This is a genomic window from Streptomyces sp. NPDC018947, from assembly GCF_044390505.1.
Classification (GTDB): Bacteria; Actinomycetota; Actinomycetes; order Streptomycetales; family Streptomycetaceae; genus Streptomyces.
Genome location: NZ_JBIRZD010000002.1, coordinates 59,665 through 75,421 on the forward strand (window position 1 = coordinate 59,665; position 15,757 = coordinate 75,421).

Below are 15,757 nucleotides of genomic sequence, written 5' to 3' on the forward strand. Positions count from 1 at the left end.
GGGGACGGTGCGTGGCTCACGCGTCGGTTCCGGTGGTGGGTCGGGTGGTGCGGGTCCGGGCTGTGACGCGGCCTCGGACGCCGAACCATCCGCCGACCAGCGCCGCGACGATCAGCGGCAGGCACAGCACGGTGCTGCGGCCGGCGCCTCCGTCGGCGTACATCAGGACCAGGACGGTGGCGAGGAAGGCCAGCGTCACGAGTTCGGTCCAGGGAGAGCCCGGCAGTCGGTAGCCGGGGCGGGTCAGCTCGCCCTTCTGGGTCTTCTGCCAGAAGAGGAGGTGACAGATCATGATCATGCCCCAGGTGGAGAGGATGCCGATCGCCGCGAAGTTCAGGACGATCTCGAAGGCGTCCGCCGGGACCACGAAGTTCAGGCCCACACCCAGGACACAGATACCGCTGGTCAGCAGGATGCCGCCGTACGGGACCTGGCTGCGGCTCATCACGCGGGTGAACTTCGGCGCGGATCCGGACATCGCCATGGAGCGCAGGATGCGGCCGGTGGAGTACAGGCCGGAGTTCAGGGAGGACATGGCCGCGGTGAGGACGACGAGGTTCATCACACCGCCGGCCGCGGGGACGCCCACCTTGGACAGGACGGTGACGAAGGGGCTCTGCCCGGCGGTGTACTCGTTCCAGGGCAACAGCATCGACAACAGCAGCACCGAGCCGACGTAGAACAGTCCGACGCGCCACATGATCGAGTTGATCGCCTTCGGCATGATCCTCTCGGGGTTCGGGGTCTCGCCGGCCGCGACGCCGACCAGTTCGACGGAGGCGTAGGCGAAGACGACGCCCTGAATGATCAGCAGCATCGGCAGCAGGCCGTTGGGGAAGACGCCGCCGTTGTCAGCGATCAGGGACGGGCCGGCGGCTGCGCCGTCGACGGGATGCCGGGTGACCAGCAGGAAGACGCCGATGCACATGAAGATCACCAGTGCGCTGACCTTGACGATCGCGAACCAGAACTCCAGCTCGCCGAAGATCTTGACCGAGATCAGGTTGACCGTCAGGACGACGACCAGGGCGATCAACGCGATCAGCCATTGGGGGATGTCGGAGAACATGCCCCAGTAGTGCGTGTAGGTGGCCACGGCGGTGATGTCGGCGATGCCGGTGGTGGCCCAGTTGAGGAAGTACATCCAGCCCGCGATGTACGCGCCCTTCTCGCCCAGGAACTCGCGGGCGTACGACACGAAGGCGCCGGAGGAGGGCCGGTACAGCACCAGTTCACCGAGGGCGCGCACGACGAGGAAGGCGAAGACGCCGCAGACCGCGTAGGCGACGAAGAGGGAGGGGCCGGCGTCGGCCAGGCGGCCGCCCGCGCCGAGGAAGAGACCGGTGCCGATGGCGCCGCCGATGGCGATCATGTTGACGTGCCGGGACTTCAGGGACTTGCTGTAGCCCGCGTCGCCGGCGTCGACATGTGCGGCCGGTGTGCGCGTCTCTTCCTTGAGGTGCTGCTCGCTCACGCCTCGGGTCCGCCTTCCGTGGGGGTTTCCGTGCGCGCGGGTCGCACGATGTCGGTGAGGGTCGTCTCGACGCGGTCGAGGTGGTGCGCCATCGCGTCCGTCGCGTCGAGCTCGGAACCGTCCATCAGTGCCTCGACGATCGCCCGGTGCTCGCAGTTGGACTGCTCGCGGCGGCCGCCCAGTTCGTTGAGGAAGGCCGACTGGCGCGCCAGTGCGTCGCGGATCTCCTCGATGACCCGGCGGAAGACCGGGTTCTGGGCGGCCTGGGCGACGGCGAGGTGGAACAGCGTGTCGAGGGCGACCCAGGAGGTGGTGTCGGTCTCCCGCTCCATGCGCTCCAGCAGGTGCGTGAGGTGGTCGAGGTCCTCGGGGGTGCGGCGCAGGGCCGCGTAGCCCGCCACCGGGATCTCGACGTGCCGGCGCACCTCCAGCAGGTCGCTGGCCGCGTAGTCGCCGAAGGTGGGGTCCTCCACGGAGCTGGCGACGACGAAGGTGCCCTTGCCGGTCTTGGAGACGGTCAGGCCCATCGTCTGGAGGGCGCGCAGGGCCTCACGCAGCACGGGCCGGCTGACCTCGAGGGTGCGGCACAGCTCCGCCTCGGAGGGGAGCTTGTCCCCCACCGCGTACTCGCCGTTCTCTATGGCGGCACGCAGATGCGCCAGGACCGCTTCCATGGCGCTGATCCGTCGCGGACCCTGACTGGCTGTCTTGCTGTCTGACAGGTTCACGGGAGTGATCCTGCGGGTGCCGTAGCGGCACTGTCAAGGCTCGGCGGATGAAAATATTCACGGGGAGCGGAGCCTGAAAACCGTCACCCTGCTCGTCTCCCAGGACGACCCGACCCGAGGGCTGCTGCCCTACGTGACGCTGCTCGGCCGCGACCCCGTCCGGGACACCGTGTCCAACCCCGCTACGGGTACGGAAGCCACGGCCGGCGCAGGGTCGCCGACGCCCTTCACCCGCGCCGTCCATCCGTGCCACCAGGACTTCGTGAGCGAGATGCCCGGTCAGGCCATCCCGCGCAGGACGACCTTTCCGGCGATGGTGCCGGACTCGGCCAGCCGCATCGCCTCGGCGGCCTGGGTCAGGGGCAGTTCGGCGGCGATCCTGGCGGTGATCTCACCTCGACGCAGAGCTTCGAAGACCTCTGCGAGGTCGGCGCGCAGCCGGTCCTGGAAGCGACCGCGGTTCAGGGCGCGGCCGGCCCAGACGTTGAAGAAGTAGGCGCGGCGGCCGTTGGGCAAGGCATTCCACAGCCACACCCGGCCCAGCAGCTTGAGGACGGGCCACTGCCTGGACCCCTCGTCGTCGCGGGTGGAGGCGCTGCCGTAGGAGACGAGGGTGCCCCCGGGGGCGAGGAGGTGCCAGGAGTCGACGATGCCGCGGCCGCCGACGTGGTCGAAGACGGCGTCCACGCCCCCCGGGGCGAGTTCGCGGACGCGGGCGGGGACGTTCTCGGAGCGGTAGTCGATCGGGGTCACCGCTTGTTCCCGCAGGGCGGCGTGGTGGCGTGCGGAGGCGGTACCGATCACGTTCGCCCCGGCGGCGTGGGCGAGTTGCACCAGGACGGAACCGACTCCCCCGTTGGCGCCGTGCACCAGGACGGTCTGCCCGGCGCGGACGCGAGCCTTGCGGTGCAGCATCTGCCAGGCCGTGATGCCGTTGATCACCACGGTCTCCGCCTCCGCCGCGCGGATGCCGTCCGGGACCGGCACCAGGTCGGCGGCGTCGGCGACCACATGGCTGGCCCAGCCGCCGACCTTCAGCAGCGCGGCCACCCGGGTGCCGACCAGACCCGCATCGACGCCCTCGCCGACCGCCGTCACGGTGCCGACCAGGTCGTATCCGGGGACGAAGGGGAAGGGCGGCTGGTCGTAGTAGCGGCCGCGGCGCATCTGCTGTTCGGCGAAGGAAACACCCGTGGCTTCCATGCGGACGACGACCTGCCCCGGGCCGGCGGCCGGGACGGCACCGCGCCGCACCTGAAGCCCTTCCGGCTCGACCTTGCCCGGCAGCACGACCTCGACCATCCCTGTGGCGTTCATGACGACCTCCCTCGACTCCACCAGCGTCGTTAGTAGCTGGCACTTTCGTTAGAGGCTATAACTCCCCCGAGTGACGGTCAAGTGCGTTCGTAATAGGGTCTAACCCTGGTTGCCGACCAGCCGCTCCGGCAGGAGAGCAGGCGGACACGACAAGGAAGGGACGAGCCCATGGCCATCGAAGGGAAAGAGACTCCACGCGAGCGCTACCGCGCCCAGCTGCGGACCGAGATCAAGGAGCGCGCCTGGGAGCAGATCGCCGCAGCCGGGGCGCCGGGACTGTCCTTGAACGCCATCGCCAAGCATCTGGGCATGAGCGGCCCCGCCCTCTACCGGTACTTCGCCAGCCGGGACGAGCTGATCACCGAGCTGATCCGGGACGCCTACCGCAGCCTCGCCGACACCCTCCGCGCCACCGCCGCCTCGGGCGCGGACCTGGCCGGACTGGGACACGCACTGCGCGCCTGGGCCCTGGACGACCCCCAGCGTTACTTCCTCATCTACGGCACACCCGTCCCCGGCTACCACGCCCCCGACGACATCACCATGATCGCCTCAGAGATCATGGACACCCTCCTCGATGCCGCCGAGCCGGCCGCCGGCCCCGTCGCGGCCACCGGGGAGGAGACTCCGCTCGACTCCCATCTCGCCGAACACCGGCAGTGGGCAGGCGACCACCCCGCTCCCCCAGCCGCCCTGCGCCGCGCCCTGCACTTCTGGACCCGCCTGCACGGCATCCTCTCCCTGGAACTGGCAGGCCACTTCGCCGGCATGGGATTCGACCCGGCCGAACTGTACGAGAACGAACTACGGCACCTGAAGGCCGTCCGCTGCCGGTGAGCGCCGGCGCCTCACATGCCGCGGTCCGGGCCGTACCAAGGCTCGGGACGTTCGCCGGCAGACATCGGGAGGTGCTGCAGTTTCACGGGGCCCGGACAGAAAGCTGTTCGTAGCGACGGTGCGGGCGACGGCACCCGGCCAATCACACCACCGTCCGATCCAGGGTCCAACGGTGGCGGCCCAGCCGCTCGGAGGACTCGATGTCCTTGCGAGCGATGCGCGGGACGATGCGTCGCGGTACGGAGCCCCCGTCCCAGGTGGACACCTCCGGAGCCCAGGTGGCGTACCCGATGACCCTGCCGTCCTGCGTCTCCTCGAGGAAGCACCGCAGGCGCGGTGGCTGCGTATCGAACAGCAGGGCCTCAAGCCGCTGGGCCAGGTCGGCCGGCGGTGCGGCCGCCCTTTCGTACGCGGCGTGCTCGGCAGCCAGCCGGGCGATCTGGGCTGCGACGCGATCGTCGTCGCCCCCTGGCGTGTACCGCGGAAGGGCACATGGAGCGTGGCATCGTCCGGGCACTCCGCTGCCGGCTCCGACAGGCTCCGCGACAGCGTTGATCGGGTTCCGGGCATGGCCAATGAGCTGGGACCGTTGACCGACAGAGTGTCCGGCAACGAGTTCGACTTCTGGCCGCCCAGGCCGGCCACCGCTCGCCTCGGCTACCGGGCCTTCGACCGGCAGTGGGTGGTGGCCGACCCCCGCGTGATGGATACGCCCCGCCAAGCCCTCTGGGCCGGCCCACGCAGGTTTTCGTCGTTGAGCGGTGCTGGTGGCGGGTTCCGCCCGGCGGCGGCCGGCTCTACGACGGCCCCGGCTCCGCCTCCCGAGCCATGACCCGGCGGGCCGCCTCGGCCTCCGCGGCCACCGGCGAGAGCTCGTCCAAGGTGTCGAGCGCGGTGTCCGACTCCAGTTCGCTCTCCCACACCGCCGCCAGCCGTTCCTGGTCTTCCTGAGGGCGAGAGACGACAGAAGACCTTTCCTCCGGGTCCAGGGCCTGAAGGAACCGTTCGACCGAGTGCGCTGGCATGCCGTGCTCCTTGTCGTCGTGGAGTGCCACCTCCGGTTCAACATGGCTGCCGGCGCCCCCGCCGACACCGCGCACGGCCCGCCGCCACTCCGATGGACGCGCTCTTTCCTCCCCATGCGTTCGGCACGCGCGTCGAGGACGGAGGCGGAGGGGGGATCTGGCGGCCCGGTATGAGGCCTACTGAGACCACAAAAATGGGCGCGCCCCCCCCTTGGGCTCACCGCGTGAGCGACCCGATACAGAAGATCGTGACGCGGCTGCCCGACTTGAAGAAGGCATCGTCTCCCTGGCCCGCCGATACGGTTCCTCCGCCGCTCGGATCTGGTAGTACCTCAGTCGCCCTGCACCTCGACGCCTTCGGGCCGCTCACGCCGGCACCCCCTCGATCCCGCGGCGCAGGAACCGTCAGGCTGCTGGCTCCAGCAGTCCCCACAGGAGAGTGCTGGATCCCAGCGCGAGACGGCGAAGGCGGGGAAGCGGCGGGAGAGGGAGCGGGGAAAGCCCCGGGGGCGCGAGACATCGACCGGCTGACCTACCGCGCCGCGCGGGCCCGGTGCTACTTCAGCAGACGGGCCGCCCTCACCCGCTGGAGGTGGATCACGACGTCGTGCGACTCCGCGAGCCGGATCTGCGGTGCGTCCACGATCCCGGGGTAGGTGGCGCCGATGTTCTTGACGGTGTGCGGCGTGGCGAGCCAGGTGCGGGCCGCCGCCGGGGCGTTGCGCAGGTCCGCCACGAAGTCGCGGTACCGTACCCGGTCGAGGGTGTACTCGACGGTGCCGGGCGCGGCCGCACCGACGGTGAAGCGGTGGACGCCGCCGTCCTGCCCCAAGGCGTTGAACGAGCCCCGGTCGAAGGTGAGGCCGACACTCAGGTAGCCGCGGCCCAACTGCTCGCGGAGGAAGCCGCCCTGGACCTTGGGATAGGTGACGGGGGCGTAGGTCCGAACTGCGATGTGGCCGTTGTGGGCGGCGAGCACGATCTTGTCGCCGGTCTGCCGCTGCCACCAGGCGACGTTCTCCGCCATGACTTGGTCGCGGTAGCGCATGGCGTCGGGGATGTCCTCGGGGTTGTCCAGGTCGAAGGCGTACAGCGTGGTCATCTGGTGGATCGCGGTGGCGTGCTGGAGAGCCCAGGCGTACGCGTCGGCGTCGGTGCCCGTGCCGGGCCGCTGCTTGAGCAGGTCCACCGCCCGGCCGGTCCGCTCGGCGAGTTCCTTGCGTTCGGCCAGTGGCTTGGCCAGGTAGTCGTTGACGTACGTCTCCGCGTCGGTGGCGGGCCGCAGGCCCCGGTACAGCTCGGTGAGCCGCGGGGCGAGTTCGGGGCGGGCCGTGGCCGCGTAGGCGTTCACCTTGTCGTACAGATCGGCACCGGCGAACCCGTTGTCGTCGCCGACGAAGCGGACCGGGTCCGTGGGGTGCTTGACGTTGTACGTGCGCATCCACTGGAGCAGATCGCGGTACTCGGCGTTGTTCCAGAACTGGTAGGTGCCCTGGAACTCCTCGTCCATGATCTGCTTCAAGTCGCCCTCGCCGCGCAGGAGGTAGGCGTCGAGCCGCAGACCGGTGCTCCAGGGGGCTTCGAGGGCGAAGGCCCTGAAGCCCTTCTCCTCGACCAGGTACCGGAAGACCCGGTGCTTGACGGTGAAGAACTCGTGCGAGCTGTGGGTGGCCTCGCCCAGGCCCACGACCCGGGCGTCGCCGACCATCCGGCCGAACGGCCGGAGGTCGGCCAGGCCGCCATGGGGCTCGGTGGTGCGCAGCGGATGGGCCACCCGGCCGAGGGCCGCCTCAGGGGAGCGGAACGCGGCGTCCGCGGCCCCCTCCGGGCCGGCGGGCGCGGCGGCATCGACGGAGGCCGATGCGGCGGTCGGAGCAGTCGGGGTGGCGGCGGAGGCGGCCGGTGCGACGGCCAGGGTGGCTCCCAGCGGGACGAGCAGGGCGGCGAGCAGGGCCTTGTGCGTGTTCATGGGCCCAACTCTCGCCGCACGGGGACGCACCGGACCATCCGCTGCGCCCCCCGATCGACCGGGGGGTTGGCTACACCCGTCGATGGGACCTGGTGCAGTGGAGACGAGCGGCTTTACAGGCAGTCGCAGCCTTGGGCGTAGAACCCCGGAAGGCTTCGGACTCATCGACGATGCGCCCTGAGCACGGTTCCCGACATGCGGAGGGCGCAATCAGCGCGGCCGAACGCGCATTCCGCACGGTGAGTAGGGTTGACGGGGTGTCCCTTGAGACAGGGCCACGCCGTTGGATGTCGTGGTGCGCGGCCAGGCCGGGGCGCGCAGATCTTCGTTGAAGGGTCTGGAGACGTGTTTGTCATCGTTGGATGAGTTGCAGGCCCTGCTGGGCGTGCCCGTCGCCGGGAATGCGATCCCGGGTGGCTGGGACGAGGTGGAGCAGTACGTCGGTTCGGCCCTGCCGTGCGACTTCAAAGCGTTCCTCAGCGCGTACGGCAGCGGGCTCATCTGCGGCGAGCTCGCTGTCTTCCATCCGCAGGGGTCGAGCCCGCTGCTGGAGCGGATGCGCAGGACGCACGAGACGTTCACCGAACGTCGGCAGCGGGCCTTGAGCAGCGGGAATGCCGAGCATGTCCCGTATCCCTTCCACCCCGAGCCCGGCGGGCTGATCTCGTGGGGGTACGACCACAGCGGGGACGAGCACTTCTTCTGGCCCTGCGACCCGGACTCGAGTCGGTGGAAGGTCGTCACGATGGTTCATGAAGAGGGCTGCGTGACCTTCGACGGGCCGTTCTCGGCCTTCGTCCTCACGTTCGTGCGGCGGCTGCTCGACGTGGACCGGTACCACGGCATCGACCCCGATGCCCTGGAGTACCTCGAGCCGGAGGACCTCGAAGAACTGGCCGCCGCCGGGGAGATCGGCCCCGTCCAGCCGGGCTTCGAACCGTTCTGACAGACCGAGCCCGGAGGCTCAGGGCACCGTCCGGCGGTGACCGGGCCAGCAGCGCTCGGACGTGGGCTGCCGCGCAGTGCGGGGACGGTCCTCGGCCCGACCCACACTTGTCAGGGACAGGGCAAACGACGCAGACCCGGCGGCCCGACCGGACGTGGCGGGGCCCCCGGACCCCCGAGGCGGAGGGCCGGAGTTCGGGGACAGAGGGTCGCTTGTGGTGGTCAGGTGACCGGGACGGTCAGCGGGTGGCGCAGCCGGTCCAGTCCGGTGGCGTTGCGCAGGCGTTGCTCGTGCTCTGCCCGGGCAGGCCTGGGCGCGGCGGTGCAGGACGGCGGGGTAGTGCTCGCGCAGCGGTGAGCGGACCTGGTTGGTGATCTGCCGGCGACTCCAGAGGCTAGTGCCGGGCCCGGGCCGGCACTGCTGTCGAAGTCCGTCGGGCGGGACCGGCCGGCCGGCCGCAGCGGGACGCCGTTCGCGGTCACGCCGTCCGGCCGTCAACGGGGAAGCCGGCCGAACGAGGACGGACGTGTGGTCATTCATGATCGCTTCATCGGGATGTCATTCGGAACGCACCGCAGACCGGCACGATCGCCATGGCGACTCTGGACCAGACCGGTTATCTGTGCGTTATCAATCCGTGCGGGGAAGCCGCGTCCACGACCCCGAACCGAAGGAACAGGAAACCCGTGAGACTCACCCCTCTCGTGATCACCGCGGCCTCCGTCACGCTCGTCTCCCCGGCCGTGGCTCACGCCGACTCCCCCAGCTCCTCCCCCGCCGCACCTCGCGTCAGCGTCCCCGGCGGGCGGTACGAGGGTGCCGTGGAGCTGAAGTTCCAGGTCGAGCGCGGTACCACCGTCCGCTACACCCTGGACGGCACGACGCCGACCCGCGACAGCCGCGTCTACTCGCCCGGCAACCCGCCGCAGATCAAGAAGGACACCAACGTCACGGCGGTCGCCTTCCAGGGCAACCGCAGCAGCGTTCCGGTGTCGTACGGCTACCTGATCAGGACTCAGGAGAAGCCGCTCGCCCGCTTCGTCGTGATGTCCGATGTGCATGTCGGGGACCACGCCGGCAACGACGCGAAGTACGAGAGCTTCTTCGACACCATCGGGTCCGTCTTCCCCGATCCGGACGCGATCCTGTTGAACGGCGACATGATCAACGACAACGGCGACGGCAAGGGCCCCGACCACAAGATCGTCTCCGAGATCTTCCAGGCCAACCTCGCCCGCAAGGGCATGACCGGCACCAAGGTGCTGATCTCCAACGGCAACCACGACGCGAGCCTCGCCGCGATACGGGACGGGTACCCCAGGGAGTGGTTCCCCGACTCGGGCGACGGCTACTACGAGGCCGAGGTGAACGGCCTGCACGTGCTCACGGTCAACACCGAGAGGTACAACTCCGACGCGGCCCAGCGCACCTGGCTGAAGGAGCGCCTCGCAGCGATCACCGCCGACCCGGCGTACGCCGGCAGGCCCGTCCTGATCCAGGGGCACCGGCCCATCACCGGCACGGTCATGGACGGCCAGCAGACGGCCAACCCCCGCCTCGCGGAGGACCTGAGCGCCTACCCGCAGGCCATCTACTTCTCCGGCCACTCGCACCTGAACATCAACGACGACCGCTCCATCCACCAGCGCGACTTCACCTCGGTCAACGACGGTTCGATGTCGTACATCGAGATGGACCACGGCTACCAGATGGTCACCGACAACGGACTGGCGAACCGCTTCGAGTCGCCGACCGCACAGGCGCTCTTCGTCGAGGTCTACAAGGATCGTACGGAGATCGCGCGCGTGAACATGGCCGCGGACAAGCACGACATCTACACCGACGGCAGGTGGTCGGCGAGCTGGCAGCCGCCGTACGCCAGCGCGGGCACCCTGAGCGGCGCCACCTGGACCGTGCGTCTGAAGGGTTCGACGAGCCAGGAGATCAAGGACAACTTCCGCTACACGGATGCCGCGCGCAACACCGTGGCACCGGAGTTCACCACTCGTCAGCCGTTGTCCCAGGTGCAGGACGACAAGGGCGCCACGGTCCTGCGGATCGCCCAGGCCACCGACGACCAGATGGTGCACCACTACGACGTCGACATCACCGACGCCTCGACGGGCAAGCCGGTCGTCTCGTCCAAGGTCTTCTCGGACTACTACTTCATGCCCCGCCCGAACACCCTCGACATCCCCGTACCGGGCGCGGTCGAGGGCGGCCGGTATGTGGCCCGGGTCGTGGCCGTGGACGCGTACGGGAACGCCTCACCGGCCGCCTCGCTCACGTTCAGCAGGTAGGCAGCGCCGCGCGGATGCGGGTGACTGTCGCCGCTCCTGGGGCGAGTTCCGCAAGCAACGGCCCAGCACCGACGCCGGCCGACTGACCGATGACGGACACGGAACAGCGGGGCGCCGTCCTCTGGGGGGCGCCCCGTCTCCGTTCCGCAGGAGGGTGAGCGTCGGGCCCACGCGGATCAATTCGGGTGACAGCCCGCACGGGGGTCGGCTAGCCATGCCTCATGACCCTTCGTGTGCGCCTCGCCCACCTGTCCCGGGAGACCTGGGAGGACGTGGCCGAGCTGACGGTGACCGATGAGCAGCGCGACCACATCGCGTCCAACCTGTACTCGATCGCGGAGAGCCGCTTCCTGCCGGGCTTCGTGACCCGTGCGGTGATGTGGGACGAGCGTGCGGTGGGCTTCGCGATGTACGGCCCCGACCCCGACGACGGTCACATCTGGCTGTACCGCCTGATGATCGACAGGGATTCTCAGGGGCGGGGTCTGGGCAGAGCCGCGCTCCAGGAGATCGTGGCGCATGTGCGCGACGAGTTCCGAGCGCCCGTTCTGCGACTGGGGGTGAGTGCCGCCAACGTCGCGGCCAGGAACCTCTACACCTCCGCCGGGTTCGTCCCCACGGGGCTGACCTTCGGCGACGAGGACATCCTGGAGCTGCGTCTCCTCGCGGCCCTGCCCCCGCGGGCGCCACGGACGCCGTCCTGACCCACGGGGTTGGCCTTGGCGGTGGCCGGCAGGGACGAGGTCGGCCCGCCGTGCGGAATCCGGACGGTGCATGGGCGGCCATCCGCTGGGGGCCGGTCGTTCATCTCGCACGGGAAGAGGTGTGGCGGGGTGTGACCGGGCAGGACCGCGCGCCGGTCTTCGCCGGTGCGAGTGAGTCAACACAGGTGTAGAGAGGAGACATGTCGCAAGGTCTCGACGAACGTCACCGGCCGGCGCCTCCGGGCCGGGCGCTGGTCGCCATCCCGATCGCATGGATCATTGCGGTGACCGTGACGGACCTTCTTGTACCGCCCCACATTCATCTGGGACCGCTGCTCGTCGCGGCCCCGGCGATCACGCCGTTGTTCGGCGGCCCCTGGACGGTGGGACTGGTAGCCGCACTGGCCGTGATCGCGCAGACGGTCATCGGCGTGCTGCGCGACCCTGACGAATTACTTTCCGCCAACCACGAGGCCCAGGTCATCGCCCTGCTGCTGGTGGGAGCGAGCCTCGTCATCTTCAGCGTGGTGCGGGAGCGTCGGGCGAAAGAGCTGAAGCAAGTACGGTACGTGTCCGAGGCAGCCCAGCGTGTGGTTCTGCCCCCGCTCCCCCGACAGCTCGGACCGCTGCGCACCGCCTCCCTCTACCTCGCCGCGGAGGCCGAGGCCCAGATCGGCGGAGACCTCTACGCTGCGGCACGCACCGCCTCCGGCACCCGGCTGATCGTCGGGGACGTGCGCGGCAAGGGCATGACCGCGGTCAACGACGCCGCACTGCTGCTCGGAGCGTTCCGCGTCGCGGCACACCGCCAGGCGAGCCTCGACGAACTCGTGGCCTACCTCGACCGAAGCGTGTGCTGGGACCTCATGGAACCCGGCGAGACCAGCCGCTACGGAGAAACGTTCATCACCGCCACCGTCCTGGACATCCCCGACCAGGACGGCCGTATCCAGATGATCTCCTGTGGGCACCCCCCACCCATCGTCCTCCGCAACGGCCGGCCGGTCACCGTGCACGCCCGTCGTCCCGCACCGCCGCTGGGACTGGGCGAACTGACAGCCCCGCGCTACCACGTCGAGAGCTTCCCCTTCGGGCCGGGAGATCTTCTGCTGCTGTACACGGACGGCGTCACCGAGGCCCGCGACTCCGCCGGCATCTTCTATCCGCTCCCCGAGCGCATCACCGGGTGGACCGAGACCGATCCCGACGCCTTCCTGGGCCGTTTCCGACGCGACCTGCTGCACCATGTCGGCGGGCACCTGGACGACGACGCCGTCATGATCGTCATTGAGCGCCCGGCCACGCAGGAGCGCAGCGGAATGCCGAGCACGCGGTCGAAGATCTTCCGCCGGACGGGTGGAGGCGGGCCGGACCTCGGCCGGGAGGGGTGAGGCTGCGGAAACCTCGACCGGCGCATCTCAGCACCACTCCCGGTCACTGGGGACGCGCCGGCAGCGTGGTGGCGGGAAGCGACTCCTCCACCCAGATGACCTTTCCACTCACGGTGTACCGAGTGCCCCAGCGTTGGGCGAGTTGGGCGACCAGGAACAGACCTCGCCCGCCCTCGTCGGTGGTCGCGGCCCGCCGCAAACGCGGGGACGTGCTGCTGCAGTCGGAGACCTCGCAGATGAGAGCACGGTCGAAGATGAGCCGCAGCTCACTTGGCTGCGCCGCGTACCGGATGGCATTGGTCGCCAATTCGCTGACGATCAGTTCGGTGGTGAAGGCCAGTTCCCCGAGCTGCCATGCGGACAGTTGCCGAGCGACTTCCTGGCGCAGGTGGGAGACAGCGGCAGGATCGTCGGGCAGTTCCCAGCGCGCGATGTGCCGGTCGTCCAGGGACCGTGTCCGAGCGACGAGCAGGGCGACGTCATCGCTGCGCTGAGCAGGCACCAGCGCATCGACCAGGGCTCGGCACGTCTCGCCGGGCGGTCCGTGGGTTGTGCGGAGAAGTCGCCGCATTCGGTCGAGCCCGGTCCCGATGTCGCGGTTCCGGTGTTCGATGAGGCCGTCGGTGTAGAGGATCAACTGGCTTCCCTCGGGAAGTTGGATGTCGAGTGTCTCGAATGGCAAACCGCCCAGCCCGAGTGGTGGCCCGGCGGGCACCTCGAGGTAGTCGACAGCGCCGTCGGGGAAGACGACAGCCGGAGCCGGGTGACCCGCGCGTGCGAGGGTGCAGTGCCGCGACGTGGGGTCGTAGACCGCGTACAGACAGCTCGCGCCGACGATCTCTGCGGGGTCGGCCGCCTCGGTCTCCGGGTCCAGGTCGAGGCGGACCACCAGGTCGTCCAGCCGAGCCAGAACGTCCTCCGCGGGAAGGTCCAGGTCGGAGAAGTTACGGACGGCCGTACGCAGCCGCCCCATGGTGGCCGACGCCTGGAGGCCGTGGCCGACCACGTCGCCGACGACCAGGGCGACTCGCGCTCCCGACAGGGGAATGACGTCGAACCAGTCTCCGCCCACGGCCGACTGGGCAGGCAGGTAGTCGCAGGCCACCTCGACGGCGTTCTGTTCGGGGAGGGTGTGCGGGAGCAGGCTGCGTTGCAACGCCAGGGCGGTCGAGTGTTCGCGGGTGTAGCGACGGGCGTTGTCGACGCATACCGCGGCCCGGCTCGCGAGTTCCTCCGCGAGGGAAAGGTCGTCCTCTTCGAAGGCGCCGGGAAGGTCGGCGCGATAGAAACTGACGACGCCGAGAACGACGCCTCGTGCGCGCAGAGGAACGACGATGAGGGAGTGGATTCCGGCCTCACGGATCCTCTCCGCGCGTGCCGGGTCGTGAGCCTTCCACCCGTGGGCCGTCTCCAGTGCTGCTTCGAGCACCGACTGTCCGCTCGTCAGGCAGAGCCGCTGAGGTGTGGCCCGGTCGAACTGTATGCCGGACCCCGCCGGGTAGAGGTGGGAGCCGGGCCGGATGGCGCCGAGCGCCACTCGGCGCATGTCCTGGCACGGACTGACGGGTTCATCACCCGTGAGCACGCTCGCGGCGAGGTCCACTGCGGCATAGTCGGCGAAAGCCGGGACGGCGACGTCGGCCAGCTCCTGAGCCGTACGAGTCACATCCAGGGTGGTACCGACGCACTCCGCAGCCTTGCAGAGCAGTTCGAGGCGCTGCCGGGCTCGCACAGCCAGGCGTCCGATTCCCGGCTCGCCCACGGCCACCAGCCACCGGTCCACTGCCACGTTCTCTTCCGGGCGCGTCCGGGAAGGGGAAGCGATGCGAACGGAGCTGCCGTTCGGCGACGTCGGCGGACCGGGCGATGCGTCGGTACGCGGGCGGCCGGCCGGCTCGAGGGGTTGCAGGGCACCATCGCCGCGCAGGGCTTCGACGATCATGCCCGGGGGGCCGAGTCCGCCCTCCATCGTCCGGCTCCACAGGGCAGCTCGCCGGCCGTTGGGAAGGTGAACGTCGACGATCGCCACCCGTCCCGCGGAGATGAGTTCCGCCGCCTTGTGCCGCAGTACCTCCAGATCCGCGGGACGCAGTGGTTCTCCCGCCGTTCCGATGAGGTCGCCGGCGGAGAACGACGCCGGGGACGAGGTGCGACCCGTTGCGCGCTGGGCTTGCAGGAACAGCCGCAACAGCGACTTCTCATGGTCCTCCACTTCGTCCAGCAGGAGGCGCTCGACGGTGGCGGCCGTGTCCCGGGCCATGCTCAGCATCTTCGGATCGCCGAGGTCGCGCAGACTCGACACGTTGATCACACCGCGGATCCGACCGCTGAGCGGATCACGGACCGGAACGGCCGCACACGCGAAGGAGCGGTTGACGTCGGCGAAGTGCTCACTGCCCCGGATGAACGCCGGGCGGCGGTCCGCGAGGGCCGTGCCGATGCCATTGGTGCCGACGGCTCCTTCCAGCCAGCCGAACCCCGGATCGAGCCGCAGGGACTCCAGTTGCCGGCTGAGGGAAGGAACGCCTACCCACCGCTCGAGAACCTGGGCCCGGGAATTGCAGAGGGCGATGACGATGTCCATGCCCGAGAACCGGGACTGCAACTGCTCGAGGGCGGGGCGGGCCGTATGGGCGAACGCCTCGTCCCGGTCGACATCCATGAAGTACGGGATGCTGACACGGTCGGCGAGAATGCCACGATGTTGGCATCGCTGCCAGGAGGAGAGCACGACACTCCGTACAGCGCATTCCAGGGGCTCACCACTGAGGAATTTCAGCCGGACCCCTTCCAGATCCCGTGAGTCGTCCCAGATCGCCATATGACCCTCCAGACCAAAGTACCTCCGAGTGAAACTGGCGGCTGTTGTTTCTCACCTAAATGGTTTCGAATGAAAATGTCTGCTGAGCGCGCGCAAAGGCCTCGCGATGCTCTTCGAGATGCAGCGGACAGCGGGCCCGCGGCTACGGGACCGTCCGCCGTGACGCCTCCCGCAGCGAGTACGAGGGCGCCACGGCGACCAGCATCGATGTCATCGCCCGCGGCCGCACCGTCTGGTTGGTCGTC

11 protein-coding genes and 1 pseudogene are annotated in these 15,757 nt (G+C 69.5%); 5 read left to right on the forward strand and 7 right to left on the reverse strand.

The window, feature by feature from the left end; genetic code table 11:
- Positions 1-16 precede the first annotated feature (16 nt).
- From ACH499_RS04995 to ACH499_RS05005, 3 genes are all read right to left on the reverse strand, one after another.
- Positions 17-1,474 (reverse strand): amino acid permease, encoded by a 1,458-nt coding sequence (locus ACH499_RS04995; protein WP_399013859.1) that lies wholly within the window; start codon positions 1,472-1,474, stop codon positions 17-19.
- Positions 1,471-2,148, reverse strand: a complete 678-nt coding sequence (locus ACH499_RS05000; protein ID WP_399013860.1) for a FadR/GntR family transcriptional regulator — start codon at positions 2,146-2,148, stop codon at positions 1,471-1,473. Before ACH499_RS05000 ends, ACH499_RS04995 begins: the two co-directional genes overlap by 4 nt.
- Positions 2,149-2,481: 333 nt before the next feature.
- Entirely contained in the window at positions 2,482-3,519 is a 1,038-nt protein-coding gene (locus ACH499_RS05005) for a medium chain dehydrogenase/reductase family protein (protein ID WP_399013861.1), read from the reverse strand.
- Between the two features lie 168 nt (positions 3,520-3,687).
- Here ACH499_RS05005 and ACH499_RS05010 point away from each other — a divergent pair, with 168 nt between their 5' ends.
- Positions 3,688-4,356 carry a TetR/AcrR family transcriptional regulator gene (locus tag ACH499_RS05010; protein ID WP_399013862.1) on the forward strand — a complete coding sequence of 223 codons (669 nt, stop codon included), beginning with the start codon at positions 3,688-3,690 and terminating at the stop codon, positions 4,354-4,356.
- Positions 4,357-4,504: 148 nt separating this feature from the next.
- Here ACH499_RS05010 and ACH499_RS05015 read toward each other — a convergent pair.
- The 3 genes and pseudogenes from ACH499_RS05015 to ACH499_RS05025 form a co-directional block, all read right to left on the reverse strand.
- Positions 4,505-4,591, reverse strand: a pseudogene (locus tag ACH499_RS05015) (IS5/IS1182 family transposase); the annotation flags it as partial.
- 562 nt (positions 4,592-5,153) lie between these two features.
- The gene (locus ACH499_RS05020; protein ID WP_356198282.1) at positions 5,154-5,381 is read right to left on the reverse strand and encodes a hypothetical protein; all 228 of its coding nucleotides are present in this window, start codon (positions 5,379-5,381) and stop codon (positions 5,154-5,156) included.
- Between the two features lie 556 nt (positions 5,382-5,937).
- Entirely contained in the window at positions 5,938-7,350 is a 1,413-nt protein-coding gene (locus ACH499_RS05025) for an erythromycin esterase family protein (protein WP_399013863.1), read from the reverse strand.
- Between the two features lie 349 nt (positions 7,351-7,699).
- Here ACH499_RS05025 and ACH499_RS05030 point away from each other — a divergent pair, with 349 nt between their 5' ends.
- From ACH499_RS05030 to ACH499_RS05045, 4 genes are all read left to right on the forward strand, one after another.
- Complete coding sequence (locus ACH499_RS05030; protein WP_399013864.1) at positions 7,700-8,296, forward strand: SMI1/KNR4 family protein; 597 nt, start codon at positions 7,700-7,702, stop codon at positions 8,294-8,296.
- Positions 8,297-8,982: 686 nt separating this feature from the next.
- A complete protein-coding gene (locus ACH499_RS05035) occupies positions 8,983-10,596 on the forward strand; it encodes a metallophosphoesterase (RefSeq protein WP_399013865.1) in 1,614 nt (537 codons plus the stop codon).
- 221 nt (positions 10,597-10,817) lie between these two features.
- Positions 10,818-11,300, forward strand: a complete 483-nt coding sequence (locus tag ACH499_RS05040; protein ID WP_399013866.1) for a GNAT family N-acetyltransferase — start codon at positions 10,818-10,820, stop codon at positions 11,298-11,300.
- A 200-nt stretch (positions 11,301-11,500) separates the two neighbouring features.
- Complete coding sequence (locus tag ACH499_RS05045; protein WP_399013867.1) at positions 11,501-12,691, forward strand: PP2C family protein-serine/threonine phosphatase; 1,191 nt, start codon at positions 11,501-11,503, stop codon at positions 12,689-12,691.
- 43 nt (positions 12,692-12,734) lie between these two features.
- Here the strand turns inward: ACH499_RS05045 and ACH499_RS05050 are convergent, their stop codons facing one another.
- Positions 12,735-15,512, reverse strand: coding sequence for a SpoIIE family protein phosphatase (locus ACH499_RS05050; protein WP_399013868.1), 2,778 nt, complete (start codon positions 15,510-15,512; stop codon positions 12,735-12,737).
- Between the last annotated feature and the right edge of the window lie 245 nt (positions 15,513-15,757).

Coding starts and splice junctions, on each gene's coding strand:
- ACH499_RS05000 (WP_399013860.1), bottom strand. CDS start 2,148: ATGGAAGCGGTCCTGGCGCATCTGCGTGCCGCCATAGAGAACGGCGAG.
- ACH499_RS05005 (WP_399013861.1), bottom strand. CDS start 3,519: ATGAACGCCACAGGGATGGTCGAGGTCGTGCTGCCGGGCAAGGTCGAG.
- ACH499_RS05010 (WP_399013862.1), top strand. CDS start 3,688: ATGGCCATCGAAGGGAAAGAGACTCCACGCGAGCGCTACCGCGCCCAG.
- ACH499_RS05020 (WP_356198282.1), bottom strand. CDS start 5,381: ATGCCAGCGCACTCGGTCGAACGGTTCCTTCAGGCCCTGGACCCGGAG.
- ACH499_RS05025 (WP_399013863.1), bottom strand. CDS start 7,350: ATGAACACGCACAAGGCCCTGCTCGCCGCCCTGCTCGTCCCGCTGGGA.
- ACH499_RS05040 (WP_399013866.1), top strand. CDS start 10,818: ATGACCCTTCGTGTGCGCCTCGCCCACCTGTCCCGGGAGACCTGGGAG.
- ACH499_RS05045 (WP_399013867.1), top strand. CDS start 11,501: ATGTCGCAAGGTCTCGACGAACGTCACCGGCCGGCGCCTCCGGGCCGG.
- ACH499_RS05050 (WP_399013868.1), bottom strand. CDS start 15,512: ATGGCGATCTGGGACGACTCACGGGATCTGGAAGGGGTCCGGCTGAAA.